The sequence below is a fragment of the Arthrobacter sp. ISL-72 genome, from assembly GCF_018613755.1.
Lineage (GTDB): Bacteria > Actinomycetota > Actinomycetes > Actinomycetales > Micrococcaceae > Arthrobacter.
In genome coordinates, this window is record NZ_JAGGPP010000004.1 from 424,673 (window position 1) to 450,489 (window position 25,817).

Sequence of the window (25,817 nt, forward strand, 5' to 3'; positions counted from 1 at the left end):
CTTTCGGTCTTGAGGGAGAGGTTATTTTCCGGTGCCGGCCGTGAGGCCGTCCTGGAGGGCGCGTTGGCCGAACATAAAGACCACCAGCGCCGGAATCATGGACAGGACCACGCCGGCCAGCACCACCGAGATGCTCCCGGTGCCAAGGTTGCCCTGGAGCGAGACGAGGCCCAGCGGAAGGGTGAAGTTTTGCTCGGAGATGGTCAGGATGAGTGGACGGAAGAACTCGTTCCAGTGGAAGTTGAACGCGAGGATTCCCACGATCGCCATGCCGGGCATCGCCAGAGGTGCGTAGATGGAACGGAAGGTCCGCCAGGGCGAGGCACCGTCGATCGCGGCGGCCTCCGCGAGCTCAACGGGGAGTCCCATGAAGTACTGGCGCATCAGGAAGGTGCCGAACGCCGTCGGGATGGCCGGAAGGATCAGTGCCAGCAGCGTGTCCGAGAGGCCCATGCCGCGGATCAGCATAAAGACGGGCACGATCGTGACCTGCACCGGCACCATCATGGTGGCCAGCACGATCGAGAACAGTGCCCCGCGGCCCCGGAACTTCAGGTGCGCAAACGCGTAGCCGGCCATCGCGGCGGAGACCATCTGGCCCACGGCGATCAGCCCGGTCACCAGGGCGCTGTTGAGGACAAGGAGGAAGATATTCAGCTGCTGGAATACTTCCCCGTAGGACGTGAAGTCCGGGTTCCAGGGGATGAACGACGGCGGCAGCTTGAACGACTCCGACGGCGACCGCAGCGAGGTGGAGAGGGTCCACAGGACCGGGCCAAGGGTCAGGGCGGCCGCGATCAGCAGCAGGAGGACGCGGACCGTGAAGTTCCAGCTGAACCTGCGCCGGCTGGGCGTTTCCGGGAGGCCCTGGGACAGCTTCGGGGAATGCCCGGGCGCCAGGCCGTGCTCTGTTGTGGTGGTCATGGCTGGCCTTACTGGTAGAAGACGAATCGTTTGCTGAGCCGGAACTGCGCTGCCGTGATGGCCATGATGATCAGGGTGAGGAGCACGCCGATGGCGGAGGCCTGACCGAATTCGAGGCGCTGGAAGGCCGATTCGAAGATCACCATGACGGCGGTGCGCGTGGAGTCGCCCGGGCCGCCGCGGGTCAGTACATAGGGCTGGTCGAACACCTGCAGCGCGCTGATGATGGCCATCACCGAGGCCACCAGCGTGGTGGGGCTTAGCAGGGGCAGGGTCACGTGCAGGTGTTTGCGCCAGCCGGTGGCGCCGTCGATGGATGCAGCTTCATATGTCTCGACGGGAATGGAGGCCAGCCCGCCGATGAACAGCAGGAAGGAGAACCCGAAGTTCTGCCACACGTAAACCAGGATCACGACGGCGGCGGACCCGCCCGGCGTGGTCAGCCACGGCACCGCGGGGATGCCGACGAGGGACAGGAACCAGTTGACCACGCCGAACTGTTCGTTGAAGAGGTACCGCATGAAGATGGACACCGAGGCCGCGGACAGGATCAGCGGGAAGAAGAACGCAGACCGAAAGAACACCCGCAGCCAGGCCGGCATTTTCTCCTGCACCATGATCGCCAATGCGAGGGCGAGCCCCAGCTGCAGGGCCACAGCCACCACCACGAACAGGATGGTGTTCACGAAGGAAACCCGGACCGTGGGGTCCTGGACCACTTCGGAGAAATTGTCGAAGCCTACGAACGTGGGCGCCGAAATGATGTCCCAGCGGAAGAAGGCAAGGACCACGGACGCCACGATCGGGATCAGCGTGAACAAGCCCATGCCCAGGATGGTGGGGGCCAGGAAGACCCAGGCCAGCCAGCGCTGGCTGTGCCTGCCGTTGTGGCGGGGGTGGGCGGCACCGGCCTTCTGCGACTTGGCCCCGGCAACGCGGGCCGCCATCGGGGTCGCCGTTTTATCGGTCCGCTTCGGCCGCTCCCGCCGAGGGGTGGTGGTGCTCATGACTGCCTCCTCAGGGCCAGTTCAAGGTCGCGCTGCATGGATGCGAGGGCCTGCTTGAGCTGCCGCTCGTCGCCGCTGACGGCCAGCGATACGTTCTTCATCAGGGCCGTTTCGACGGCGGCCTGCTGCGGTGGTGCCGGAATGGGGCCGGTGGTGGGGAACCGGTCCAGGGTGTCGTAGAAGACCTTCCAGTGGGCGGGTCCCTTGCCGGCGTAGAGCCGTTCGTTGACCATGGAGCGGCGCGCCGGGGTGGTGACTGGGTTGGGGAAGATCAGCTCCATCGCCTCGCGGCTGGAGCTGAACTTGATCCATTCCCAGGCGGCGTCCTTGTCCTTGGCGGTCTTCATGATCGCGTAACCGGCGGTGCCGAACTGGTGACGCTGCGTCTTCCAGCGCGGGAAAAACTGGACGTCGAAGTCACTTGCGCCCATCCCGGCCTCGTGCAGGCCCTGCACCCAGTAGCCGCCGGCCGGTGTGGTCCCGATGCGGTTGGAAGCGAACAGCCCGACGAGGGAACTGCCGCCACCCTCCTCCGGACGGACACCGAGCCCGTCCTTGACCAGCCCGCGGAGGTAGTCGAAGGACTCGAACACGCGGTCGTCGTCGGCGTTCGGCTCGAGCCACTGGTATCCGCCGGACCGGAGGCTGCGGGAGGGATCGTTGGCGTAGAAACCGTCCCAAAGCCAGTCCCCGCCTGCGGACCGGGTTTCCTTCAGGAAGCTGGTGTCGTTCGCGTAGAGCCATGGCACGACGCCTCCGAACAGCCGGTTGGTCCAGTAGTACGGCGTGAAGTCCGAGGTGCGGGCCTTGCGCATGGCGGCGAGGCTGTTGCGGAAGTCCACATGGGTCCAGTCGTCGGCCGGGCGCTCCAGGCCGGCCTGCGCGAATGCGGTGGTGTTGTAATACATGTTGGCGGCATTCCAGTCCATGGGGAGCTGGTACAGGCTGCCCTTGTACATGAAAGCCTCCACCAGGCTGGGGTGGACGTCCGCGAAGAACTCGGCCATGTCCGCGGCGTCGCGGCGCACATATTCGTCGAGCGGATGGGCGAGCTTTTCGGCGAAAAGCTGGGCGCCCTCGGTGGCCACGTAGACCACATCCGGGGGCGTGCCTGCGGCCACCATGGTGAGGATCTTGGTGAAGAAGTCTTTCCAGTCGACGGCCTGGATGGCCTGGACCTTGACCTTGATCTCCGGGTGGAGTCGAGTGAAGGCATCGATGGCGCGCTGGCGGGCGGCGGCGTCCGCGGCGGTGCCCATGATGGCGATGCTGAGGCTGTTGTCTCCGCGGCCTGGAATGTCGGTCCCCGAGAGCCGGGGCCACGACGCCACGGTTGCTCCGATAATTCCCGCGCCGAGGGCACCGAGGGCGGTGCGGCGGGTGATCTCCCGCAGGTGCCCGTGTGTGGCTCCGGTCATGTCTCTTTCCTTCCTAACACGTGTTAGGTACTTTAGATGCCTCACCTAACACGTGTCAAGCATCACAATCCCTTGCCCCTCTCTCACTACCTACCGCTTCCCGCGCGACGCTCTCTCACGTCCTGCTGCTTAAGCCCGCACGCTCTCTCACCCTTCCGGAGCAACGGCGAGAGAGCGTTTGAGAAAAACGAGCGAAAGGTGAGAGAGCGTTTGAGGAAAACCCGCAGGATATGAGAGAACGTTGCAGGGGAAGATCCGGTGCCGGCCCGAAAAGGACCAGCCCAGGTTACGCCAAGCAGTGCCGCTACATGTTCTCCGGGGTCTCGATGCCCAGCAGGCCCAGACCTTCTGACAGCCTGTGGAGGACGAGTGCACAGAGGGCGAGCCGTGACTCCCGTACGGACTCATCCGCCTTCAGCACGGGGCATTGATCGTAGAACGAGGTAAACAGCTGCGAGAGTTCGAACAGGTACCCGCACAGCCGGTGCGGCTCCAGCAGGTCGCCCACCCGCCGGAGCGTTGCGCCGTACTCAAGGAGGTGCAGCGCCAGGGCACGCTCGGCCGGTTCGACGACGGCGATCCTCGCTCCCGCAGTCCGCTCCCCCGCCGCAGCTCCCGCAGAGCCCGCCTCCCCCGCCGCAGCTCCCCCAGAGCCCGCCTCCCCCGCCTTCCGCAGGATGGAGCGGATCCGGGCCGCCGCGTACTGGACGTAAGGCCCGGTGTTGCCGCTGAGTGCCAGCATCCGGTCAAAATCGAATACATACTCGGTATCATGCCCCACCGAGAGGTCGGCGTACTTGACGGCGCCGATGCCCACTTGGCGGGCAGTCGCCGCGCGCTCCAGCTCCGACAGGTCCGGCCGGCTCGAGTCCACAACGGCCCGGGCCCGGTCGACGGCTTCGGCCAGGAGTGCCATGAGCTTCACCGGAGTCCCGGAACGCGACTTCAGGATCTTTCCGTCTGCCCCGAGCACGTTGCCGATCTGCACATGCGTGGCCTCAACCGTATCCGGCAGCCACCCGGCCTCACTCGCCGTTTCCATGACCATCCGGAGGTGGACGTTCTGCGGTGCTCCCACGACATAGAGGATGCGGTCCGCGTGGAGTTCCCGGACGCGGTACCGGATGGTGGCCAGGTCCGTGGTGGCATAGCCGTAGCCGCCGTCGGATTTCCGGATGATGAGCGGCAGCGGTTCGCCCTCCCTGCCGGTGAACCCGGCCGGGAAAGTGCACAGCGCCCCTTCGCTCACGCGGGCCAGTCCGCGCTCCTCCAGTTCCTGGCACAGCTGTGCTAGATGGGGATCGTACGAGCTTTCGCCCGCGATGTGGTCGTCCGCGAGGCTGACCCCCAGGGTGGCGTAGATGGCGTTGAAGTAGACCTTCGAGTGGTCCACAAGCCGTTGCCAGACTTCCAGCGTCTCTTCGTGGGCCGACTGCAGTGACACCACGCGAAGGCGCGCCCGCATGGCGAAGTCAGGGTCGCCGTCGAACTTTGCCCGCGCTGCCTGGTAGAAGGCACTGGGGTCCTCCACCAGCAGGGCGGCCTCCGGTGAATCCTCGCCGATCTCCAGCCAGTGCTCAATGAGCATCCCGAAGGGCGTGCCCCAGTCGCCGATATGGTTCTGCCGGATCACCGTGCGGCCCAGCGCCTCGAGGACGCGGACCAGGCTGTCACCCACCACGGTGGTGCGGAGGTGCCCCACGTGCATTTCCTTGGCAACGTTTGGGGAGGAATAGTCGACGACGACGCGCTGGGCTTGCGTCTCCGGCCCACCCTGCGGCTGGGATGCCATCGTCGTGCGGGCCTGGGCGTTGAGGAGTTCCTCGATCCAGGTGCCGTCGAACGTGAGGTTGATGAAGCCGGGGCCGGAGATTTCGACGCCGGTGCAGAGTCCGTCGAGTTCCAAGGCCTCGACGATCCTTGCAGCGGCATCGCGCGGCTGCAGGCCGACCTTCTTGGCGAGGGCCATGGCGGCGTTGATCTGGATGTCGGCGAACTGCGACGGCCGGACCACCGGATCGGTGTTCCGGAACTCTTCGCCGAACGCTTGGGCAATGGCTGCCTGGACTCTGGGGACGACCATCTCGGCCGGATTATTCACAAGCTCAAATTATCAGCCCCGGCCCCTGTCAACGCTCTCTCACTGGGCGTTTAAATCCGGGACGCCCTCTCACCTCCTGGCCGGGCGGCGAAAGAGATGAGAGGGCGTCGCCCAAAAGCCCACCGGAAGTGAGAGAGCGTCGGAACAGGGACTAGGCGTCCGTGCGGAAGACCTGGATCACGGACGGACGGGGCGCACGCACCTGGCCACGCGCCGGCGTCGTGCCTGCCGCAACGTAGTCCGGGAAGAACGAGAACTGAGCGTCGAACGATCCGTCCTCCCCAGGGTGCTGCACGGAGACGAAGACGGTGCGTTCGTCGTCGTGGATGATGGGGCCGCAGGTCTCGGCGTCGCGCGGGACGGCGAGGAACTGCTCCACCTTGCCGCGCTCTGCGCCCTCGACCGTGACCTTGTACAGGCCGTCCGCCTTTTTGATGCCTGAGGGGGCACCATCGGTGGAAATCCACAGGTTGCCCACGGTATCGAACGCCAGGTTGTCCGGGCAGGAGATGGGCGAGACCTTGTCCACCGGGAAGCCGGAGAAGTAAGTGACATCGCCCTGCGCCGGGTCACCACAGACCATGAGCAGGTTCCAGCTGAACGTGGTGGACGTCTGGTCGCCAGTTTCGATGATCTCGACGATGTGGCCGTCGCGGTTCTCGTTGCGCGGGTTGACCTCCGTGGCGCCTTCGTTGGTGCCGGTGCCGCGGTTGCTGTTGTTGGTGCAGGCCACGTAAACCTTGCCGGTGAGCAGGCTGGGCTGCACGTCCTCGCAGCGGTCCATCTTGGTGGGGCCAACCTTGTCGGCGGCCAGACGGGTGTACACCAGGACCTCCTCCAGGGACATGCCCGGAACGGCGGACTTGCCGTCCACCACCAGCGGCAGCCATTCACCGGTGCCGTCGAAGGCGCCGTCAGCAGGGACAACGCCGGTTCCGGTGATTTCCGCAGCGGGCGAGCTGCTGGTGAACTTTGCAACGTAAAGGTTGCCGGCGGACAGGAGCGTCATGTTGTGCGCCCGGTCGGCAGCCGCAGTACCTGGACGGTATTTTTCCGCGGAGACGAACTTGTAGAGGTAGTCGAAGCGCTCGTCGTCGCCCATGTAGGCAACCACATGTCCGGACTCGGCCACGATCACGTTGGCGCCCTCGTGCTTAAAACGGCCCAGCGAGGAGTGCTTCTTCGGGGTGGAGGTGGAGTCGAACGGGTCAACTTCCACGATCCAGCCGAAGCGGTTGGCCTCGTTCTCGTAGCCGGCGTTGCGGGTGTCCCACCGCGGGTCGTCCAGCTCCCACTGGCGGGCGGTCGCCTTGGAGGTCAGGCCGTAGCGCTTGTCCCCGGCGGAGGTTCCGGGCGCGACGAAGTAGCCATTGAAGTTTTCCTCGCCGGACAGGATGGTGCCCCAAGGGGTGGTGCCGCCGGCGCAGTTGCCCAGGGTTCCCTTGATGGCGCGGCCCGTGGGATCCGCCACCGTCTTGACCAGCGACGAGCCGGCGGCCGGACCGGTCAGTTCGTAGACGGTGCTGTTCAGGTAGCGGCGGTTCAGCCCCGCACCCTTGACGTAGGTCCACGGCTTGGTGGTGTTCTTGCGCTCGAGCTCCACCACGGACAGGCCGTGTGCGGCGGCGCCCACTGCGCGCACCTGGTCGGCCGGCATGGTGGCCGGAAACATGATGCTCTCGTTGGTGTACTCGTGGTTGGCGAACAGCACCGCACGGCGGCCCTTGCTGCCCGGGATCTCCAGGATGTCCGTGTAGTCGTTGTTGTAGCCGAACTGCTGTTCCTGCGCGGCCGCCGTCTGGTTGTTGAGGTCGAACTCGGGCGCACCGTTGAAAATCGGGTCGCCCCAGCGGATGACCGGCTCCCAGGTGAAGCCTTCCGGGACGGTGACGGCGTCGACGGCGGCATCCACCGGGGCGATGGGCGCAAACTGCAGCTTGGACTTGCCGAAGCCGTCCTTTGCGGCGGCGGCGAGGCCGGTGCCGCCGTCGGCCACTGCGGTTCCGGCGGACGTCACCGCATTGCCGAGCACGACGGCGAGCGCGCCGGCGGCGCCGAAGCCGAGGGCGGCGCGGCGGGACATGGTGGTGGAGGCGATGTCGCGGAAGTAGCTGTTGGAACTCGTGTTGCAGACGTCGCCCGAGCAGGCGTTGTCACACTTCAGTGCGCAGGTGACGGCGCTGCGCTTGCCTTTGGTGTGGCCAAGCATGGGGAGCAGGGCAAACTTGCGTCCGGTCGTTTCAGACATGGGGGCCTTCCAGGGAATTCGATGCGGTCCCGCTCACCCTGCCAGCCGATCCCAACCGTCAGTCGTCAGACAGGTGAAGATCGGATGAACGGCGGGCCGGTACCGAGTGAGAGAGCGTCGCAGGAAAGGCGGCAGGAAGTGAGAGAGCGTCGCCAGGGAGGGCGGCGGGGTTAGGCGGGGTTCGCCAGCAGGGCGTGGACGCGGCGGAGGCGGTCCAGCCACCAGTCGCGGCGGTCGGGCGACGCGGCGTATTCGGAAAGCAGCCCGGCGTCGGCGGCGACGTCGCGGAGGCGGATGGCGCCGTCGTCGGCCACGAGGGGGTCCCGGGTGACGTCGGCCGCGAGCAGGGAGACCGTGCCCAGCCCGCACGCATACGGCAACTCCGGGAGCGCCGCCGCCAGCGCCAGCCCGGCCCGGATCCCCACCGAGGTGTCCAGCGCGGAACTCACGACGGCAGGCAGCCCGGCCTGTGCCACGATCTCCAGCGCGCGCCGCACTCCCCCGAGCGGTGCCACCTTGACCACGATGAGGTCGGCTGCGCCCGCCCGTGCGACGCGCACGGGGTCGTCTTCCTTGCGCACGCTCTCGTCCGCTGCGACCAGGACCGGCACTCCGGCGTCCTGCAGCCGGCGGCGCACCTTCGCCAGTCCGTCGATGTCCGGCACCGGCTGCTCGGCGTATTCGAGCCCGACGTCGGACAGCCGGGTGAGTGCCTTCACTGCGGTGTCTACGTCCCAGCCGCCGTTGGCGTCCACGCGGATGGCGGCGTCAGGGAGGGCGCTGCGGACAGCGGCGACGCGGGCGGCGTCGTCGTCGAGCGTCTGGCCGGGTTCAGCCACCTTGACTTTGACGGCGTCCACCCGGCCGAAGCGGGCCAGGACCTCCGGAACCCGGTCCGCGGTGACGGCGGGAACAGTCGCGTTAACGGGAATTACCGACCGCAGCGAGGGAGGGAATCCTTGCCAGCTTGCTTCAACGGCGGAGGCGAGCCAGCGGGATGCTTCGGCGTCGCCATATTCCGGGAAGGGACAGAATTCGCCCCAGCCGAGCGGGCCGTCCAGCAGCAGGGCCTCGCGCTGGGTGATCCCGCGGAACTTCACCCGCATGGGCAGGCTCACCACGTGGGCGGACGCGAGAAGCTGCTCCAGGGAAGGAAGGTCCTGGAGCCTGTTCTGGGGTTGGCTCAGTGCTTCAGCGGGCATGGATTCACTCTACCGGCGGCCACCGACAGCAAAGCGGCCGGCAAGCGGCCGGCCAGCGCATGAGATACCAACGCCTTGGTAGGGCCGACGGCGACTGGGGGCGAGCTTCACGTTTTATGAGTCTCGTCGCCGCCGGCCCAGCTCAAGGAGCCCCGGGCGAACATTCCCTGCGGCTGACCGCAGGACCTGCTCGGGGCGGCCGGTCCAAATCCCGGCCGTTGATAAGAGCTTAGGCACAGCAGTCCGGGGCCGCATGAGTGGTCGCTACTCGTTTTTGCCCATGCACTGTACCTAAGCAAAAACGGCCATCACGCGCCGCAAAAGGAGCGCGTGATGGCCGGCAGGTAGAGCGGTGGGAACCGGAGTTTTACCGGTGGTTGCGGCCGTCATCCTTGGCGCGGTCCAGCATCTTGCAGATGTCCTTCGCGTCCCGGATGCTGTTGTGCGTTATCTCGCCGGAGACTTCTTCCATCTGGTCGGCCGAGGCATAGACAACATTGCCTGCGAGCCGTCCGTGTTCGAAGTAGAACGCCTTCGGGAGGCCCTCGTCCTCGAAGATTTTCTCGCTAGCGGCACCAATCGCGAAAATCAGGCTGGGGCCCCGTGAGGAGAGGTGGGCACTCAGGCCGTCCGCGGCGAGCCTCTGGGTGAACGGGCCGGAGACGTCCAGCTCATCGATGGTGGCTCCGTCGGAAGCGCGGGTGAGGTCAATGGTGGCGTCGCCCCGGAACTTGATCACCAGGGTCCCGTCGTCCTTCTTTTCTCCCTTGTATTTCACGTCGCGCTCGTCGCCGGCTTCCACTTTGATGGTGGTGTCACAGGCCGCGAACTCGTACGGCTGGTAGTACGCATCGGGAACGGAGACGTACTTCCCGTCGGTGTCCTGCGGGGGCCACGGGCCTGCGGCGCCTCCCCCGTCGTCGGACCCTGCAAACGCCGGAGCGGAAACTCCGGTCAACAATGCCAGCGCCAGGGTGGCGGGCAGACTCAGATACCTCATTGTTCGCTTCATGGCAGCACTCCTGAGTGTGGCAGGAGAGACGCATGCGGGCCTGACCTGCCGATGTATTAACACCAAATGCCCGGAGGGGCGACGAGACCAGTTGTGATGCGCGATATTGCTGGGTATTGCGGCCGCTGGGTTCAGGCCGACAATACGTTCAAGCTAGCGCTGCCCGCGCCGGGGTGTCAACGGGAAATTGGTGACGCGCGCGGACGCGGTATTGCGGATGCCAATGCCCTGCGTGTCACCGTCGCCCGGGGCATTGACATCCGCTACGGTCGCCGGCTTAGTGCTGATCGGCTGACGGCCGTTACCCCTAGCGTAGGAACACGGGAGCCTGCTGGCACGAGTGTTTGCTACTTAACTTGGCGCGCAATTACAGCCGGTGGCGGGCGGGTGTACGGTGCCGCCCGGGCCCGTCCGCAGGCTGCTCCCAGCATTCTGTGGGACGCTGATGGTGATGAGTTCTCACCTGAAAAATTCCCGACGACGGCCTCCCGCCGGGCAGGTGCGCGCCACAGCGGCGCTGGCCGCGTTGTGCCTCCTTGCGACGCTGGCGTGTGTGGCGGGCCTGGCCGCAACGTACTACTTCTTCGTTCGGACCACCACGGGGCAGTACATCGACGAATCGGCCCTGGTGGAGGCCGTGGCCATTCACGGACCCGCCGGTAAGGCCGCCACCAGGTTCCTGGACTGGCTGCCCACCATCTCGCTGGTGATGGCCGCCGTCGTCGTCCTGTTTGTCACGGTGATCCGGAAACGCTGGCGGGCCGCGGGGATCGCGGTTGGTGCTTGTGTCGCGGCGAACATCGCGACGCAGGTCCTGAAAGCGCTGCTGCCGGCCCGGCCGTTTCGCGGCGTGGAAACCCTTGACCTGAACTCGCTGCCGTCCGGGCACACCACGCTGGCTGCGTCGGCCGCGGCCGCGGTGTTCCTGATGGCCTCGCCGCACTGGCGGCCGTTCGCAGGATTTGTGGGCGGCAGCTTCGCCATCGTGTCCGGGATCTCGACAGTGGTGAACCAATGGCACCGCCCGGCCGACGTCATCGCGGCCTTCCTTCTGGTGGGCGCGTTCGCCATCCCCGCCGGCTGGCTGATCATCCGCACCGGCAACAGCTGGAATGTCTGGGACGGGTACGGCGGGCACTGGGCGTCGTCGCGCTGGTGGATCCGGCTGCAGGGCCTGATCTGCCTGGCGTTTGCGGCCGCCGCCTTCTTCCTGCTCACCCGGTACGTTCCCGGCCAGGAGGGCAGCATCACGAACTACTTTTACGGCGGAATCTCACTGATCGTCGTTGCCGGGTACCTTGCCGCCGTGGCCACCACCGCCCTGTTCGCGTTTGCCGCACGACGGCGCGTGGCCGGCCGCCGCTGACGGCTGCGGCCTGGCGCGGGCTACTTCAGGGCCGGGCTACCTCAGGGGCCGGGCTACCTCAGGGACCGGGCTACTTCAGGAACGAGGCGTTGAAGGAGTTCAGGTCCACCGGCACACCGTTGAGGACGTGCTCGAACTTCTGCTGGACCCCGATGCGCATGGTGGCGGCGGTATTCCAGCCGCCGTACTGGACCGGGGCCGGCGCCAGGTGGTCCGCGGACCAGCCCGCGTAGTCGACGTTGCCCGCGTTGGTGTCCCAGAGCGGAACGTCGGCGAAGGACGTGTTGTTGCCCATGAGCGCCGGCCAGATGTGGCTGCCGCTGTAAATTACCGGCCGAACACCCATGCTCTTGACGCCGTCCACCATCGCACGGGTCACCGGGGAGCTGCCCGGCTCAACATCCAGGGCGAAGAACTGCAGCTGCGGAGCGTACGGTCCGGCCGCGTTGATGCCGCTCTGCCAGCAGGAGGCGTCGCGCGTGTAGACGGCAATTTTCAGCCCCGCGTCCAAGGCCATCTTGAGCTGTGCCTGGGTCCGGTGCCACGGGTCGCAAGTAGCCCACGCGGTGGAGTGCATCACGTAAAGCCGGATGCCGGCGTCGTACGCCTGTTTGAACCAGGCAGGGTCCGTGATCTCCGCGGTGGTGTCCACAACCTTCACGGACGGGCTTGCTGCGGACGGGGTGGCGGCCATGGGCTCCAACGTCGCCTCCTTGTCGATAGCGGGCGGGGCTACTGCGGCTGCGGCTGCGGCTGCGGGCGAAGATCCAAGGCCCAACAGCAGGGGCACGGCGGCAAGGGCAGCAACAAGGTTGATCTGAAGCATTCGATACTCCTGGGTATGGCCGGCCGTCGGTCCTGCAATGCGCAGTTGAATCGGGCCCAGATCCCGGTCAACGGTGGACACCACAAGTAATGCAGGTCGCTCCCTGATTTTACGGCCACTGCATCGAAAAGCGCCTCTCATTTGCAAGGCACTTCCCATTTACATTGCCGTCGACGAGGACCAGAATAAGTCGCACATCAGCCTCCACTGGCTCAGCAGCGAGCTGACTTCCACGCTGCTTAAAAGGGAGTTGCACTGATGGCTGAGATCTACACTTCCAGGCTCACAACCCGAGTGGATTTCCCAGCACGCGCCAGGGCTGTTGCTTCGATTCCTTCACTGCTGAGGGTCCAAGGATTCCTGAGCGCGCACGCCGGCCGCCAAGGCAGACCCGGCATATGCGATTTCACGCTCGGCAATCCGCATCAAATGCCGCAGGAGGCATACGTCGCGGCGCTACGGGAGCAGCTGGAACCCCGGAACGAGGGCTGGTTCGCGTACAAAACCAACGGCGTCGAAGCCCAGACAGCCGCGGCCGAGTCGCTCCAGCGTCTACTGGAGATGCGCTTCGAGCCGCAGGACATCCACCTCACCACGGGCGGTTTCACGGCCATCGCCATGGCTCTGAAGTCCGTGGCCAATCCCGGCGACGAGGTGATCTACAGCCTGCCGCCGTGGTTCCTGTACGAGGCCATGATCATTGAAGCCGGGCTGGTCCCGGTCAAGGTGCGGATCGATGCTGAATCGTTCGACCTGGACCTCACGGCCATCGCCGCCGCCATCACGCCCCGGACCAGGGTGGTCATCGTCAACTCGCCGAACAACCCCACGGGCCGGATCTACCCGCCCACGCTGTTGGTAAAGCTCGCGGCGCTGCTGGAACTCGCGTCGGAGCGCAACGGCCGCCGGATCTATCTGCTGTCGGACGAGGCGTACAACCGGATTGTGTATGACGGCGCCCGCTTCCACAGCCCGGCTGAGTACTATCCGCACACGCTGCTGGCCTACTCCTACGGTAAAACGCATCTCGCACCCGGCCAGCGTGTGGGCTATCTGGCCTTGCCGCCCACCATTCCGGACCGGGATGCACTGCGGGAAATCCTGAGTGCGCTGCAGGTTGCCATGGGCTGGATCTACCCCAATGCGCTGCTCCAGTACGCACTGCCTGCGCTGGAAAAGTTCTCCATCGACGTCGGGCAGCTGCAGCGCAAGCGTGACCGCCTATACGACGAGCTGACGGGGATGGGCTACCAGCTCCACCGGCCCGAGGGCTCGTTCTACCTCTTCGTGCACTCGCCGATGGCCGACGACGAAGCGTTCACGGAGTCCCTGGCAACCCGCGACGTCTATGTCCTGCCGGGCGCCCTGTTTGAAACCCCAGGGTTCTTCCGCATCTCCCTGACCGCCAACGAGGAGATGGTGGAGCGCAGCCTGCCGGCGTTCGCGGAGGCGATCCGCCTCGCGGAGGGCGGCTGAACACGCCGGGCTTTGTGTTGACTCCCCGCGGGCCGCGGAGGAATATCGCACATGTCCGCACCGGCGCTGCCAGGGCTCTCGCCGCCGTGCAGCGCGGGTGGCCCAGCCGGAAGAAGGATCCCCCATGTCCATATTCGCCACCACTCCCGAAAGCCAGGCGTTCGGCCTGAAGGCGAAAATTTACGACGACGATTTCCGCTCCCACGGTTATGTCGCCAAGCACACCAAGGACCTGGCGCTGAATCCGGAGGCGTATGTGGCGTTCGAAGCGCTCATCAGCGCCATCACCCAGAACATGGATCTGCGTCGGTACGAGCTGGTGACCCTGGCGGCCGCGCAGGCACTCGGCTCGGCCCACTGCCGGCTCGCCCACGGGCTCAAAGCCCTGCGGGCCATCGACGAGGAGGAGCTGGTGCAGATCGCCCGGGACTACCATAACGCCGGACTCTCACCGGCGGAGGTGGCGATGATGGAGTACGCCGAACGCCTCAGCAACGACGCAGTAAGCATGACGGATTCGGACACCCTGGACCTGCGGGACCATGGCTTCACCGACCGGGAAATCCTGGACATCACGCTAGCTGCTGGGGCCCGGAATTACATGAGCCGCGTACTGCAGGCCATCGCAGCCGAAGTGGACGTTCCCACCAAGCTCTCCCCGCAGCTTCGCAGCGCCCTGCTGGCACCCCTGGCGCAGTACGGAGCGGCCGCGAAGCCCCGCCACCGCGGCGCCTAGCCTCCCCGACGCTCTCTCACATCCTGCCGGTTTCATAGCAACGCTCTCTCACTTCCTGCCGAGAAACCCCCGGCGGGTTCAGGGGGCGTCCGTGGGCATGAAGCGCATCAGGTTGTGGCCCTGCCAGCTGCCAGTGAAGGGCGCCAAACACTCAACAATCGTCATACCCGCAGTCTGGCCGGTTTGAGGCCCTGCCGCCAGAGGCCGGCCGGGAAAGGTGAGAGAGCGCTCCTAAAAAGCCGACAAAAGGTGAGAGAGCGTCCGGAAAAAACCCGCAGGAAGTGAGAGAGCGTCCCCACGCTCGGCGCAAGGCGTGGCCAGCCCGGACCGTTGGTTCGGCCATTGGCTGCGGTTGCCGCCCTGTGCAAGACTGTCCGCCATGGGGACAGAACGCGGCGCAGAGGGTCGGGCGGACCTCCCCTACGATCCGAAGCAGCTCTCATCCCGCCAGCGTGCGCTCCTCTTCTTCAACACGACACGTCGCAAATTCTGGGCGGGTTTCGTCCTTGTGGCGGTGTGGTTTCTACTGCTGGTTCTGCTTGAGGACAAGCCGTACCTTGAGCAGATACCGATCCTCTTCCTGTATGCAGGCATCGGACTGCTGTGGGGTCTCTTTTCCCACGGTTCCGGCAGGTACAAGCCCGTAGCCATGCCTGCACCGGTGATGCAGCCGGACGCCAGGCGACGCTTCATGAACGAGGAGAGCTGGGAATCACCGCTGCCGCCGGCCAACGCCATGGACGCCTTGACGGGACTGTTCGGACAGCCCGAGGTGGAGGCCGAGGTGATGGATCACAGCATCTGGGTGCAATTGGGCAAGAACTGGCAGGCCGCTGAATGGTGGCACGGGGCAGCTGCACCGCACATCAAACGCAGGCCGGCACTCCAGTTCTTTGTCTACCCGTCAGCTGGGGGTTCCACCATCACTGCTTACAGTTCGGACCGCACGCTCGGAGGCGTGTATGACGTGCTGAAACTGTCGGACGAAATGTCCGCCACCGCCGTCGAACTAGCCCGGAAGGCAACCGAGAAACCTTCCCCCGTGTAGCAACCGGGCCGAAATGGGAACCGCCTACACGTACCCGTCCACGATCGCCGCCGCGATCTCCTTGTACGCGCGCCGCGTCTCGGGGCGGAGCACGTCCAGCGTGACCAGGTCGCCGTCGGCCACGCCGCGGTCGTGCGGGACGGCGATCAGCTGGCGGCAGATGCCGGAGAGGTGATCCTCGATGGCGTCCTTGTCCACGCGGGAGGAGACCTCGTCCTTGTCCGTGATCACCACGATCGCGTTGCGGGCCAGGTCCTCGTAGCCGTGGTGGGCCAGCCACTGCAGGGTGCTGCGGGCACGCTTGGCGCCGCTCACCGCGTACCCGGCCGCGATCACAAGGTTGTCCGCGGACTGCAGGATGCCGCTCATGGCGTTGTGCGTGACGCCGGTGCCGCAGTCGGTCAGCGCCACGGAGTAGTAGCCGGAAATGAGCTTGCGGATGCGCAGGTATTCCTCCGCCGTGAGCGAGTCCGACACCTCCGGGTCCTGCTCCCCCGCGATCAGGTGCAGCCGCCCGGCGTGGTGCATGTAGCGGGCCAGGGCCGTCAGGGAATCGACGGATTCGATGTTCTTGAGCAGGTCAGTGATGGTACGCGGGCTGGCCTGCTGGTAAATGCCTTCGCCCAGGGCGCGCTCCACGAGGTCGCCGGAGTCGGGATTGGCGTCGATGGCGCACGGGGCGTCTCCGCGGTATTCCGCGAGGGTCAGGCCGACGCCCACCGTGGTGGAGGTCTTGCCGATGCCGCCCTTGAGGCTGAGTACCGCGGTGTTGTAGCTGCCCTGCAGCTGCCGCGAGATGCGCCGGCCCAGTTCGTCCTCTTCGCGCTGCCGGGGACCTGGGCCCAGGTTGATGGCGCCGCCGGTCAGTGCGTACAGGGCGCCGCGGAAGCCGCCGCGGGGGCGCGGCTTCTGCTGGCGGACAAAGGACCCGGGCGAGGTGATGAAGTCGGAGATGGGCGCGTCCGTTGCGGCCAGTTTGGCGGCCTGGCGTTTGGCTCCGCGCATTGGCGGAACGCCAGCAGAACCGGCGTCGCCGCTGCCCTCCTGAACGCTGCCCTCTTGAACGGTGACGTTCGACGGCGGCGTGCTGGGTTCGGCGGGGACGGCCCGGCGGCTGCCGGCCGGCTGCGCGGCGGGCTGGGCCGGAACCGAGGCGGGAGCCGATGCGGGGACCGAGGCCGGCACCGGGGACGGCACAGCGTCCGGACTGGCGTCAGCTTCGGCCTGCGCGTCGGCAACGGCTGCTGCCTCCGCCCAGGAATTCCGCCGGGCGGGGCCGGTGCGGCTGTTGTTCGGGGTGGCTGCGGCTGGCATGTTTCCTGTCCGGGCATCCGGAGATGCACCTGCCGGGCGACGAAGGTCACGGCGGCGGCGCGTCTGGGACTGCCCTGCATTTTGTGCAGTGGCGCGTGGCTTCTTATCGGCCGGTTCGGGCATTGTCGTCCCCCCAGGACTGTCGGCAAGCGGGCAGCGTGTCTTTACGACTTCGATCAAACAGTAATTCTAGGTGCTGCGGCAGTGAAGTCCGCCCATAAACAGCAGGAAGTGGTTACGCGCACAGTTGCCCGGACGGGGTGTCCGCCTTAGATTGAGGCATGGCCAACTCTCACGATCACGAACGCGTCGTGGAACTTCAGGACCACATTATCGGCACCGCGAACGTCGCCGAGTTCCTGGAGCGCCTGTCCGTCATGGCGGCCGCGGCGCTGAGCCGTGACACGTCGAGCCCCATAGAATGCGGCGTGACCCTGAAGCGCCGGCGCCGCACCTTCACCGTGGCCGGGAGCAGCCCCCGGGCTGTCCACCTCGACATGATTGAACAAAAAATCGGGGAAGGCCCCTGCATTGAAGCGCTCCGCATCAAGGCGCCGGTGCTGCTGGCCGACGTCGACACGGAGCCGCGCTGGCCGTCGTACCGGGAAGCATTGGCCGCGGAGGGGTGCCTCAGCACGCTGGGCGTGCCGCTGGAACTCGGGGAGGATTCGGCCGCTGCGCTGAACTTCTTCGCGGCCGAACCCGGGCTGTTCACCCCTAAGGTGGTCCAGGAGGCCGTGGAGTTTGCCGACATAGCCGGCGGGGCCGTCCGGCTGGCGGTCCGGCTGGGCACCGCGCAGTCGCTGGCAGACGATCTTGCCGCCGCCTTGGAGAACCGCACCTCCATCGATCTGGCCTGCGGTGTGATCATGGGGCAGAACCGCTGCAGCCAGGCCGAGGCAATGGCCATCCTCACCAAGGTGTCCAGCAACCGCAACCAAAAGCTGCGTGTCGTGGCCGAGGAACTGCTGGCCAACCTGACCGGCGCCGACATCCGAACGCATTTTGACGCCTAGTCCCTCCAGAAATTCATAAAGCACGACGGCGGGATCCCCCACGCGCGTGCACCCTCACCACACGGACAACCCCCGCTTACCGCGCCAGAGCCCTCATGCCTCTTTTCGAAAGCGATGAGCGCTGCCCGCAGTTTGAACACGTCACGAAGTACGTGCGGGACATGGTGAAGACCGGGATGAAGAAGAGCGTGAATTTGGAGGCCCGTTCTTCGAGGTACTGCTCCGCGTACACGCCACAGTAACGGCACGTTGAAAGCCGGCCGGGCAACGCCCGCTGGACCGTCTTGATTCCGAAGAGTAGAAGCATCTCTTCCTTTCTGGGGTTCTCGACCCGTGTCACGGGGACAACTCGAATTCTTAAGTGTTCGTGTTCCAATAGTAATCATGCTTAGTATTGTTGTGACGCTTCACCCGCAGACCCACCACCACGTCCTGAGCGCGGCATCCCGGAAAGCAGGCAACAAGCACATGGCTACATCCAGGCAGGAACGACCCGCAGGATGGTCCACGCACCGCTTATTGTCGACGGCGGCCCGTTTGGACGAACGCAGGATCAACCGGTGCCTGTTGGGCCTCGGTCTCACCAAGTCGTCCTTCGATGCACTGGACTGCGTGGAGGAACTGGGCCCCGCCACGCAGAACTACCTGGCTGATGAGCTCGGAATCACTGCCCAGAGCCTGGGCAAGATCCTTGACCGGCTGAAGGACCTGGGCCTCCTCATCAAGGAACGCGGCACGGCCGACGGCAGGGTCAGGAGCGTAAGGCTGACCGCCCGCGGCCGGTCGGTGCTGCGGACGGCCGAGGAACTGGTCCGCGGGCTCCCCCGGCCGGAGCGCCAGGCCGAGGTGGACCTGCGGCATCATCTGGAACGGCACATCGCATACATGACGGAGACCGAGAAACGCCAGTCCCGGCAGTCCCGGGAACAGCACCGGGCATAGCTGGCAAAGCCCCAAGAACGCGTCACAGGAGTTACAAAAGCAACCTTGAGTTAACCTTGAGCGCTCCTTGGCCACCACTTGAGTGTGCTCCCCCAGACTTTTTCTATCGGAGCCGGACAGGCTCGAAGGTCTGCGGATACGCCGCACAAGTTCAAGGGGAACTTCAAATGAGCAAAGTAGCTGGACGTAAAAAGCGCATCATCGCCACCACTGCTGCCATGGTTGCCATCGGTGGCGGCGCCGCCTTCGCGTACTGGACCGCCACGGGCACCGGAAACACCACCACCTCCGCCGGCACGTCCTCCAACTTCACCATCAGCAGCTCGGTCGCAGGCGGGGCGCTCTCCCCCGGAGGCCCCACCCAGACGGTCACCTTCACGGTCACCAACCCCGGCACCGGCGTGCAGAAGCTCTCCACCGTTGCCGCTACCGTCGCCGCCACGGACGGCACTGCCTGGACCGCCGTCGGCAACTGCTCCAAGGATGACTTCGCTGTCGGGACGCCTTCGTTCACCGTCACCGAAATCCCTGCCAACGGCGGCACCGTCACCGGAACCGTCACGCTTCAGATGATCGACCGCCCGGGCGTGAACCAGGACGGCTGCAAGGGCGCCACCGTACCCGTGCACTTCGTCGCTGGCTGAAGAGGCAACGCCCTCACGTTCCTCGTGCACACGGCCACGCTCCTTCCCCAATGGTGAGCGTTGCCCCAAAAACACCCGCTAAGCAAACGTCGAGAAGGTGCGTATGTCCGGCAGGCGCAACACCAGCTCCCCCGAAGCCCCCCGAAGCTTCCGGCGGGGGCTGGTGCTGTTTCAGCGTGTGTTTGGCCGCGGCGTCACAGCCGCTGTGATGCTGATCGTTGCCACGCTTTTCGGCTCCACGGCGGCTTCCGCTTACTGGGCGGCATCAGGAACGGGAAGCACGACGGCGGCAGTCGCCACCCTGGCACCGCCCACCAGCGTGACCGTCCCCGCGACCAGCGCTTCAGACGTTTCCGTCAGCTGGACCGCATCAGCGGGCACTCCGGCTCCCACCGGCTACTACGTCACCCGCATCACGGGCACCGCGTCCATGCTGGCCTGCGGCAGCAGCCCGGCCGCCCCGATCACCGGCACCGGATGCACGGACTCTTCGGTCCCGGAGGGAACGCACCGCTACGTTGTCACGGCCATCTACCGTTCCTGGACTGCCGAGAGTGCGGCCAGCGGAAACGTCACAGTCAATAACATCAGCACCATCAACTTCACGGTTCAGCCGGCGGCCAGCGTCACGGCCGGTTCAGTGCAGAGCGTCACTGTGGAGCTGCGGACTGCACTTGGGCTCAAGCTGATGATGGCCGGAGTCCCTGTGACCATCGGAATCGGCAACAACCCCGGCGGCGGCACGGTCACCGGCCCGGCACTGACTGCAAACACCAATCTCCTCGGGGAGGCCACTTTCTCCGGCCTGACCATCACGAAGGCAGGCACCGGCTACACCCTGCTGGCCACCAGCCCGGGATACTCCGGTGCAGTGAGCAGTGCCTTCACGGTCACGGCAGCAGCCGCCGTCCGGCTTGTGGCCACCGGCCCTGCCTCGGGCACCGCCTCCGCAACGGCAACCGTCGGCCCGTTCACTCTGGAGCGGCAGGACACCTACGGGAACCCCGTGACCTCCGGCAGCACCGATGTGACCCTGGCATCGACGTCCACCGGCACCAAAGTGTTCGCTGCAACGGCAGGCGGCGCAAGTGTCACGAAGGTGACCATTCCGGCAGGGGCCGCATCGGCGTCGTTCTTTTACGGCGACACGAAAGCCGGATCGTACAGCGTCACGGGCACCGCCAGCGGGCTTATCCAGGCGGCAGCGCCCGTCATTGTTTCCGCTTCGGCGGCCACAACGATCGAATTCGTCCAGGGTCCGGCCGGAGGAGCCAGCGGGCAGACGCTGTCACCGGTGACAGTGCAGGTCCTGGATGAATTCCGGAATCCGCTCCTCACGAGCGCCAATCCCGTGACACTCACCAAGTTGGAGCAGTCGGGCGGCAGCCTCAGGGGGACAACATCGCAGAACATCGCCGGCGGCCTTGCAACCTTCAGCGGGCTCTCCATCACGGGCAAAGCCGGGACCTACCACCTGGTGGCGAGCTACGGAACACTAACGGTCACCAGCGCGGCCTTCACCATCACCTGATCGTCAGACCGAAAAGCCGGCGCCGATGAAACCTGGGCGCCCAAAGAAGCCGTTAGACCCGGAACAGCGCGGCTGCCACCACGGCAGCGGTCAGGACCAGGAGAACACCGAGCAGTACATACCCCCGCCATTTGGGGCCGGAGCGGTGCGGGTTGATATCTACATAGGGCATTACTGTCGGACCTTCACGGGAACGGGCTTCGCTGCGGAGCCGCGCTTGAGGCGGAGCACCAGGTACAGAGCGGTAAACGGAATGAACAGGGTTCCCATCAATGCGCAGAGCGCAAGGGCGTAATCACTCAGAGCCACGGCCTACCTCCAGAATGCGTCGTTGCTGTCGTGGCAGGACGTGAACTGAAGGCTCTTCAGAGAAACGGCCGGCAACGAACGGTGGGATCCCTTATGTCGGATCAAGCAACACCGTGGCACAAACGGTTCTAATTTGTCAAAACGCCGTATAGGCACTCGACAAATCTTGTCAATTGGATGCTGGTTTCCCTGGGAGTTCGGCACTTACCGCGCCAGTGCCATCACCACCACGGCAGCGGTGGCAACGGCCAGCGCGGCCAGCCCTGCATAGGCCGTAACCCGAAGGCGCCGCCTCCGCAGCTCGCGTCGTGAATCCCGGGCGGTCATTCGACGCTTGTAGTTCCCCATGCCGCGATGGTATCCGCACAATGTTTCGGGAAAACCAAGTCAAGCAGTTTATGGCGGCCGGGCTCGTGCAGCGAGAGTCGCAGGTCAGGTCCACGCTTGCACTCGAGCTACGCCGCGGTAACTCCTACAGATAACGTGGAGCTACCGCCTAAATAGAGCAGCACTCGTTTACAGGGGGAATTGACTACTTGCTTTTCAGCGCAGATGGGCAATAGCGTTAATGGCCATTTTCCGAATTAGCCGGACCCTAATTTGCCCGAATTAAACATTTCGCGCCACGTCTAGCGCAGCTTTCAGGGGAAGGAGCATACTGATACCGCCGCCCAAATCGATGGATGATTATCCACCCGGGCGGCGCATTTCACCGGCAGTGCCCATCGGGCCGGCCCGGCATCCTGGCGAAGGTGGGGCATCCCACCCATGCTTCGCATCCCTTACCGAAAAATGGGTTCTCGGGTCTCAGAGGGTTGGAAGAAAATGTTGCATCGCACCAAAAGAGGGTTAATTTCCATGGCCGCCGCGGCTGTCCTGGCCTTCGGGCTCGCCCCCGGCGCCGCCGTCGCACACGACGGGCACGATGGCTCCGGCAGGGGCGGCTCGGACAAGAGTGACGACTGGAAGAAGAATTCCGAGCAGCGCAGGCTGGTGAAGACGTTGCGCCATGTCACCGAGGATTACCGCTGGCTGCAGAACGCGATTGACGACGGCTATGAGAAAGCGAGTGAATGCGTCGAGAAGGCGGACGGCAGCGGGGCAATGGGGTTCCATTACCTGAAGAAGGACCTCTTGGACGACAAGACGCAGGCCCGAAAGCCGGAAGTGCTTGTTTACATGCCCAATGAGGAGGGACGGTTCCGGCTGGTGGCCGTCGAGTTCATGTCCACGGCCATGGAGCCGCCGGAAATAGCGGGCCTGGACTTCGAAGTCGGACCGTTCCCGGGCACGTGGGCCCGGCACGCATGGGTCTGGAAGGACAACCCGGATGGCATGTTCGCCGCATACAACCCGGACCACAAGTGCCCGAAATAACAGCCCGGCCCTAGCGCCGATCTGTCACAGCTGAAGGTCATATCTCATGGTGGGCGGCACCGGCCGGACCGCGGTGCCGTCCATCCTTCAAAACCGCCCACCCATTACAAACGCGCGTCAGGACTTCGCGGTGATGAGCGCCTTCTGCAGGAGCGGAACCAGCTTGCTGTTCCGGCCCCAGACGGGGTCGAAGATCTGCAGTTCCCAGCACTCGGCCAGGGTCTTGGCGAGCGTCTCGTTGGTCCAGTCAGTGTAGGTTTCGTGGGCGTAGGAGGGCCCGCCGGAGCTGCCCAGCCAGGTGAACTCGCGGGTTCCGTCCAAGCCCACGCAGATCTGGCCGCTGCCGGATTCGCCCGGGGGAAACACCAGTACCACCAGGTCGGTTTCCACCAGCACTGCCGAGATGATGGCCGCCGACTGCTCGGTGCAGCGCCCGGTCACAAAGGCGCGCTGCCCTTGGCCCCCGGACATCTCGGCTCCGGGCTGTGAGTCGTCGGTCAGGAAGCCAAGCCGGTTGATCAGAGCCAGTGCTTCGCTCATCGGGCCGTTCTCGCCGGCGTACTGGGGTGCGGTGTAGCCGGGCACGTAGCTGAGGGAACCCTCGAGCCAGCGTGCAGTCAGTTCACAAGCGCCTTCGAGCGTGGTGCAGTTGCGCCACGCCTCCTCGTCGGGGACACCTTCAAACATGGGCTGTCTCCTTACATTCCCCAATGGTCACTTGCCGAAATGTATCACTGCTCACATCCGAACCATTCAGTAACTTCCGTAACAATGCTGTTCGAGGAGCAGGCTTAAAGACCGCTTCAGGGCCTCGACGCATAGCGGTACATAAAGGCCGCCATCTGGTCCCGCAGGATGGAGGCGGACGGCCGGAACGTGCGCGTCCCGTCGCTTTCCGGCCAGCCCTGGGAGATGTCCATCTTCCACAGCCAGGAGATCTCCTTGTAGAAGGGATGTCCCACGGAAATATCGGCGAAGGGTGACTGCGCCAGCGGGACAAAATCCGGGGATCCGGCGTGGCGGTACAGGAAGGCTGCCATCTGGTCGCGGTTGACGGTCTGTGCGGGGCGGAACGTGCGGGTGCCGTCCGGTTCCACCCAGCCGTTGCTGATGCCTGCCACGGACAGCCAGGCGATTTCCTTGTAGAAGCCGTGCTGGGTGGAGACGTCGGTAAAGGGTGATGTGGCGGGCGATTCGAAGTCCGGGCTGCCCGCCAGCCGGTACAGGAACGCCGCCATCTGGTCACGGTTGACGGGCTGGGCGGGACGGTAGGTACGTGTCCCGTCTGCCTCGGTCCAGCCGTTGCTGATTCCGGCAGAGGCCATCCAGTTGATCTCGTCGACGAAGGGAGTGCCCGGGCCCACGTCGGCGAACGCCGGGCCGGGCACCACGGAAACCGCGGCAGATTCGGCGGTGGCCGTTCCGTAGCCGGACTTGGTTCCGGTCACCTTCACGGTGATGGCGGCTTCCAGGTCGGCGTCGACCAGTTTGTAGTTCGTTGCTGTGGCACCCGTGATGGCTGTCCCGGAGCGGTACCACTGGTAGGCAAAGGAGTCCGGGGCCGGTGTCCAGGTGCCGGGAAGTGCGGTCAGGGTGGAGCCCACCGCGGGAGCTCCGGAGATGGACGGAACTGCGGCGATGAGGGAGCCTTTGAATGTCAGGCTCCACTGGGTCTCTGCGCCGGCAGCGAGGATGTAGTCCGGCTTCGCCCGGGCCGTCACGGTGACCGTGCCGGAGCCGGGGTATGTGCCCGCTTTGATCACCGTGCTGCCCGCGAGGTACTCCACGCCTTCCGTCACCGGGACCGTGTAGCTGTCCCCGGCGGTGCCGTCCTTGTCCGTGAAGACCACCGGCGACGGCGTGACAACGGTGGGGGTCTTCACGCCCACCGCTTTGGCGGCGTCCACCAGGCCGGCCCCGCAGCCTCCGGTGCAGGTTCCGGGGAGGGGCCGTGCGGTGTCCTTGAGCTGCTGCTCCGCGCTTGCGGGGGTCATGCCGCTGCCGCCTGCGGACATCATCAGTGCTGCCACCCCGGACACGTGCGGGGCAGCCATGGAGGTTCCCTGCGAATAGGCGTAGTTTTCCGCTACCGGCCCGTAGCTGCCGCTGTTCAGGGTGGAAGCGATCCCGTTCTGCGCGCTCTGGGACATGTCGCCGCCGGGGGCGGTGACGTCGACGGCGTCGCCGTAGTTGGAGTACGGCGCCCGGCTGCCGTTACGACTGCTGGCGGCCACCGTGATGACGTTCCTGCAGTTGGCCGGGCTGGAGTCGGCTGCCGGCCGGTCTGAGTTCCCGGCGGCGACCACCACGGCAGCGCCTGCTTTGTAGGCGAAATCGATGGCGTTCTGGTAGGTGGCCGAGCAGGGAACAATACCGCCCAGGCTCAGGTTGATGACCCGGGCGCGGTTGCGGTTGGCGGGAACACCGGAGACGCTGCCGCCCGCGGCCCAGATGATGGAGTCCGCAATGTCCGAGGTGTAGCCACCGCAGGCGCCCATGGCCCGGACGGGCAGGAGCTTGGCTTCCGGGGCCACGCCGGTGACGCCCTTGCCGTTGTTCGCGACGGCGGCCACGGTTCCGGCCACATGTGTGCCGTGCCAGGACGAGGGGTCTCCCGTGGTGCCGGCCCCGCACTGGCCGTCGGAAGTCCAGTCGCCTTCGTCGCGGGGGTTGGCGTCGCGCCCGTCGGAGTCGCGCGCCGCGGAGGCGACTGAAATCATGTCGTAGCCGGGCAGCACGTTGGGGTTGAGGTCGCTGTGGTCGGTAATGCCGGTATCAACGACGGCGACGACGGTGCCCGCACCTTTGCTGACGGGCCAGGCGGCGGGCAGGCGGATCCCGGCGGTCTCCTCCCACAGGTGCCACTGCAGGGGATAGTAGGGATCGTTCGGATCGGCCAGGGGGAACATCCGGGCATCCGGCTCGGCGAACTCGATGTCGGCGTCGGACTGGAGGGTTTCCACCGCCCGGTCAACTTCGGCGGATGTCAGGGCACGGTCCGCCCGGAGGACGCGGGAGCCGCCGGCCGTGCCGCGGACCTCCTTTACGCCGACGCCGAGTTTCTTCGACACCCGGCCGTAGGATGCATTCCGCTCGGCCGCACTGGCGTTGGCCTTTTCCTTGAATCCCACAATGAACTGATCGGTGGGCATGTCCCGAGCTGCGGAGGGAGCTGAATGCGGCGCCGCCGGCAGCGGACGTTCATCGGCTGCCGCGGCAGGAGGAACGATGGCTGCCGCACCCACCAAGGCGGCCACAGCGGCAAGGACTAGCCGGGAGGACGCATGCATCCTCAGCGCACTAAACATTTCATGCATCCT

Annotated in this window: 23 protein-coding genes; 9 read left to right on the plus strand and 14 right to left on the minus strand. The window is 65.6% G+C overall.

Annotation, left to right across the window (positions count from 1 at the left end):
* Positions 1-21 precede the first annotated feature (21 nt).
* The 7 genes from J7I92_RS04970 to J7I92_RS05000 all read right to left on the minus strand — a co-directional run bounded on the left by J7I92_RS04970 (position 22) and on the right by J7I92_RS05000 (position 9,912).
* Positions 22-924 (minus strand): carbohydrate ABC transporter permease, encoded by a 903-nt coding sequence (locus J7I92_RS04970; protein ID WP_251039424.1) that lies wholly within the window; start codon positions 922-924, stop codon positions 22-24.
* An 8-nt stretch (positions 925-932) separates the two neighbouring features.
* Positions 933-1,931, minus strand: coding sequence for a carbohydrate ABC transporter permease (locus J7I92_RS04975; protein WP_214838030.1), 999 nt, complete (start codon positions 1,929-1,931; stop codon positions 933-935).
* Positions 1,928-3,349 carry an extracellular solute-binding protein gene (locus J7I92_RS04980; RefSeq protein ID WP_214838031.1) on the minus strand — a complete coding sequence of 474 codons (1,422 nt, stop codon included), beginning with the start codon at positions 3,347-3,349 and terminating at the stop codon, positions 1,928-1,930. The genes J7I92_RS04975 and J7I92_RS04980 overlap by 4 nt, the downstream gene beginning before the upstream one ends.
* 304 nt (positions 3,350-3,653) lie before the next feature.
* A complete protein-coding gene (argS, locus tag J7I92_RS04985; RefSeq protein WP_214838032.1) occupies positions 3,654-5,432 on the minus strand; it encodes an arginine--tRNA ligase in 1,779 nt (592 codons plus the stop codon).
* A gap of 169 nt (positions 5,433-5,601) precedes the next feature.
* Positions 5,602-7,698, minus strand: coding sequence for a PhoX family phosphatase (locus tag J7I92_RS04990; protein ID WP_214838033.1), 2,097 nt, complete (start codon positions 7,696-7,698; stop codon positions 5,602-5,604).
* Between the two features lie 170 nt (positions 7,699-7,868).
* The gene (locus J7I92_RS04995) at positions 7,869-8,900 is read right to left on the minus strand and encodes an o-succinylbenzoate synthase (RefSeq protein WP_214838036.1); all 1,032 of its coding nucleotides are present in this window, start codon (positions 8,898-8,900) and stop codon (positions 7,869-7,871) included.
* 367 nt (positions 8,901-9,267) lie between these two features.
* The gene (locus tag J7I92_RS05000; RefSeq protein WP_214838039.1) at positions 9,268-9,912 is read right to left on the minus strand and encodes a hypothetical protein; all 645 of its coding nucleotides are present in this window, start codon (positions 9,910-9,912) and stop codon (positions 9,268-9,270) included.
* A gap of 445 nt (positions 9,913-10,357) precedes the next feature.
* On the opposite strand from J7I92_RS05000, the gene J7I92_RS05005 reads away from it, so the two are divergent.
* Positions 10,358-11,278: a phosphatase PAP2 family protein gene (locus J7I92_RS05005; RefSeq protein ID WP_214838043.1), complete on the plus strand. Its 921-nt coding sequence runs from the start codon at positions 10,358-10,360 to the stop codon at positions 11,276-11,278.
* Positions 11,279-11,348: 70 nt separating this feature from the next.
* Here the strand turns inward: J7I92_RS05005 and J7I92_RS05010 are convergent, their stop codons facing one another.
* On the minus strand, positions 11,349-12,104 hold the full coding sequence (locus J7I92_RS05010; protein WP_214838046.1) for a hypothetical protein: 756 nt from the start codon (positions 12,102-12,104) through the stop codon (positions 11,349-11,351).
* A gap of 429 nt (positions 12,105-12,533) precedes the next feature.
* Between J7I92_RS05010 and J7I92_RS05015 the strand changes: the two genes are divergently transcribed.
* From J7I92_RS05015 to J7I92_RS05025, 3 genes are all read left to right on the plus strand, one after another.
* Complete coding sequence (locus tag J7I92_RS05015; RefSeq protein WP_396020349.1) at positions 12,534-13,580, plus strand: aminotransferase class I/II-fold pyridoxal phosphate-dependent enzyme; 1,047 nt, start codon at positions 12,534-12,536, stop codon at positions 13,578-13,580.
* A gap of 124 nt (positions 13,581-13,704) precedes the next feature.
* Positions 13,705-14,316 (plus strand): carboxymuconolactone decarboxylase family protein, encoded by a 612-nt coding sequence (locus tag J7I92_RS05020; protein ID WP_214838052.1) that lies wholly within the window; start codon positions 13,705-13,707, stop codon positions 14,314-14,316.
* Positions 14,317-14,695: 379 nt separating this feature from the next.
* Entirely contained in the window at positions 14,696-15,364 is a 669-nt protein-coding gene (locus tag J7I92_RS05025) for a hypothetical protein (RefSeq protein WP_214838055.1), read from the plus strand.
* Between the two features lie 24 nt (positions 15,365-15,388).
* On the opposite strand, the gene J7I92_RS05030 is transcribed toward J7I92_RS05025, so the two are convergent.
* Complete coding sequence (locus J7I92_RS05030) at positions 15,389-16,678, minus strand: MinD/ParA family protein (RefSeq protein ID WP_396020350.1); 1,290 nt, start codon at positions 16,676-16,678, stop codon at positions 15,389-15,391.
* Positions 16,679-16,959: 281 nt separating this feature from the next.
* Here J7I92_RS05030 and J7I92_RS05035 point away from each other — a divergent pair, with 281 nt between their 5' ends.
* On the plus strand, positions 16,960-17,694 hold the full coding sequence (locus J7I92_RS05035) for a GAF and ANTAR domain-containing protein (RefSeq protein WP_214838061.1): 735 nt from the start codon (positions 16,960-16,962) through the stop codon (positions 17,692-17,694).
* Between the two features lie 76 nt (positions 17,695-17,770).
* On the opposite strand, the gene J7I92_RS05040 is transcribed toward J7I92_RS05035, so the two are convergent.
* A complete protein-coding gene (locus J7I92_RS05040; protein WP_311380126.1) occupies positions 17,771-18,034 on the minus strand; it encodes a zinc-ribbon domain-containing protein in 264 nt (87 codons plus the stop codon).
* Positions 18,035-18,078: 44 nt separating this feature from the next.
* On the opposite strand from J7I92_RS05040, the gene J7I92_RS05045 reads away from it, so the two are divergent.
* The 3 genes from J7I92_RS05045 to J7I92_RS05055 all read left to right on the plus strand — a co-directional run bounded on the left by J7I92_RS05045 (position 18,079) and on the right by J7I92_RS05055 (position 20,811).
* Positions 18,079-18,636, plus strand: coding sequence for a MarR family winged helix-turn-helix transcriptional regulator (locus J7I92_RS05045; protein ID WP_214838063.1), 558 nt, complete (start codon positions 18,079-18,081; stop codon positions 18,634-18,636).
* Between the two features lie 167 nt (positions 18,637-18,803).
* The gene (locus tag J7I92_RS05050; RefSeq protein ID WP_214838065.1) at positions 18,804-19,280 is read left to right on the plus strand and encodes a hypothetical protein; all 477 of its coding nucleotides are present in this window, start codon (positions 18,804-18,806) and stop codon (positions 19,278-19,280) included.
* A 103-nt stretch (positions 19,281-19,383) separates the two neighbouring features.
* A complete protein-coding gene (locus J7I92_RS05055; RefSeq protein WP_251039425.1) occupies positions 19,384-20,811 on the plus strand; it encodes a hypothetical protein in 1,428 nt (475 codons plus the stop codon).
* A gap of 171 nt (positions 20,812-20,982) precedes the next feature.
* Here J7I92_RS05055 and J7I92_RS05060 read toward each other — a convergent pair whose 3' ends face one another.
* Positions 20,983-21,120, minus strand: coding sequence for a hypothetical protein (locus tag J7I92_RS05060; RefSeq protein WP_214838068.1), 138 nt, complete (start codon positions 21,118-21,120; stop codon positions 20,983-20,985).
* A 204-nt stretch (positions 21,121-21,324) separates the two neighbouring features.
* Positions 21,325-21,468 (minus strand): hypothetical protein, encoded by a 144-nt coding sequence (locus tag J7I92_RS05065; RefSeq protein WP_214838070.1) that lies wholly within the window; start codon positions 21,466-21,468, stop codon positions 21,325-21,327.
* Positions 21,469-21,978: 510 nt separating this feature from the next.
* Between J7I92_RS05065 and J7I92_RS05070 the strand changes: the two genes are divergently transcribed.
* Entirely contained in the window at positions 21,979-22,497 is a 519-nt protein-coding gene (locus J7I92_RS05070; protein ID WP_251039426.1) for a hypothetical protein, read from the plus strand.
* A 117-nt stretch (positions 22,498-22,614) separates the two neighbouring features.
* On the opposite strand, the gene J7I92_RS05075 is transcribed toward J7I92_RS05070, so the two are convergent.
* Together J7I92_RS05075 and J7I92_RS05080 are read right to left on the minus strand one after the other, a co-directional pair.
* A complete protein-coding gene (locus J7I92_RS05075; RefSeq protein WP_214838074.1) occupies positions 22,615-23,184 on the minus strand; it encodes a DUF6919 domain-containing protein in 570 nt (189 codons plus the stop codon).
* Between the two features lie 116 nt (positions 23,185-23,300).
* Positions 23,301-25,805, minus strand: coding sequence for a S8 family serine peptidase (locus J7I92_RS05080; RefSeq protein WP_251039427.1), 2,505 nt, complete (start codon positions 25,803-25,805; stop codon positions 23,301-23,303).
* Positions 25,806-25,817: the final 12 nt, after the last annotated feature.

Coding starts and splice junctions, on each gene's coding strand:
- J7I92_RS04990 (WP_214838033.1), bottom strand. CDS start 7,698: ATGTCTGAAACGACCGGACGCAAGTTTGCCCTGCTCCCCATGCTTGGC.
- J7I92_RS05000 (WP_214838039.1), bottom strand. CDS start 9,912: ATGAAGCGAACAATGAGGTATCTGAGTCTGCCCGCCACCCTGGCGCTG.
- J7I92_RS05030 (WP_396020350.1), bottom strand. CDS start 16,678: ATGCCAGCCGCAGCCACCCCGAACAACAGCCGCACCGGCCCCGCCCGG.
- J7I92_RS04970 (WP_251039424.1), bottom strand. CDS start 924: ATGACCACCACAACAGAGCACGGCCTGGCGCCCGGGCATTCCCCGAAG.
- J7I92_RS04980 (WP_214838031.1), bottom strand. CDS start 3,349: ATGACCGGAGCCACACACGGGCACCTGCGGGAGATCACCCGCCGCACC.
- argS (WP_214838032.1), bottom strand. CDS start 5,432: ATGGTCGTCCCCAGAGTCCAGGCAGCCATTGCCCAAGCGTTCGGCGAA.
- J7I92_RS05005 (WP_214838043.1), top strand. CDS start 10,358: ATGGTGATGAGTTCTCACCTGAAAAATTCCCGACGACGGCCTCCCGCC.
- J7I92_RS04995 (WP_214838036.1), bottom strand. CDS start 8,900: ATGCCCGCTGAAGCACTGAGCCAACCCCAGAACAGGCTCCAGGACCTT.
- J7I92_RS05070 (WP_251039426.1), top strand. CDS start 21,979: ATGGCCGCCGCGGCTGTCCTGGCCTTCGGGCTCGCCCCCGGCGCCGCC.
- J7I92_RS05035 (WP_214838061.1), top strand. CDS start 16,960: ATGGCCAACTCTCACGATCACGAACGCGTCGTGGAACTTCAGGACCAC.
- J7I92_RS05045 (WP_214838063.1), top strand. CDS start 18,079: ATGCTTAGTATTGTTGTGACGCTTCACCCGCAGACCCACCACCACGTC.
- J7I92_RS04975 (WP_214838030.1), bottom strand. CDS start 1,931: ATGAGCACCACCACCCCTCGGCGGGAGCGGCCGAAGCGGACCGATAAA.
- J7I92_RS05055 (WP_251039425.1), top strand. CDS start 19,384: ATGTCCGGCAGGCGCAACACCAGCTCCCCCGAAGCCCCCCGAAGCTTC.
- J7I92_RS05080 (WP_251039427.1), bottom strand. CDS start 25,805: ATGTTTAGTGCGCTGAGGATGCATGCGTCCTCCCGGCTAGTCCTTGCC.
- J7I92_RS05050 (WP_214838065.1), top strand. CDS start 18,804: ATGAGCAAAGTAGCTGGACGTAAAAAGCGCATCATCGCCACCACTGCT.
- J7I92_RS05010 (WP_214838046.1), bottom strand. CDS start 12,104: ATGCTTCAGATCAACCTTGTTGCTGCCCTTGCCGCCGTGCCCCTGCTG.
- J7I92_RS05020 (WP_214838052.1), top strand. CDS start 13,705: ATGTCCATATTCGCCACCACTCCCGAAAGCCAGGCGTTCGGCCTGAAG.
- J7I92_RS05015 (WP_396020349.1), top strand. CDS start 12,534: ATGCCGCAGGAGGCATACGTCGCGGCGCTACGGGAGCAGCTGGAACCC.
- J7I92_RS05065 (WP_214838070.1), bottom strand. CDS start 21,468: ATGGGGAACTACAAGCGTCGAATGACCGCCCGGGATTCACGACGCGAG.
- J7I92_RS05075 (WP_214838074.1), bottom strand. CDS start 23,184: ATGTTTGAAGGTGTCCCCGACGAGGAGGCGTGGCGCAACTGCACCACG.
- J7I92_RS05025 (WP_214838055.1), top strand. CDS start 14,696: ATGGGGACAGAACGCGGCGCAGAGGGTCGGGCGGACCTCCCCTACGAT.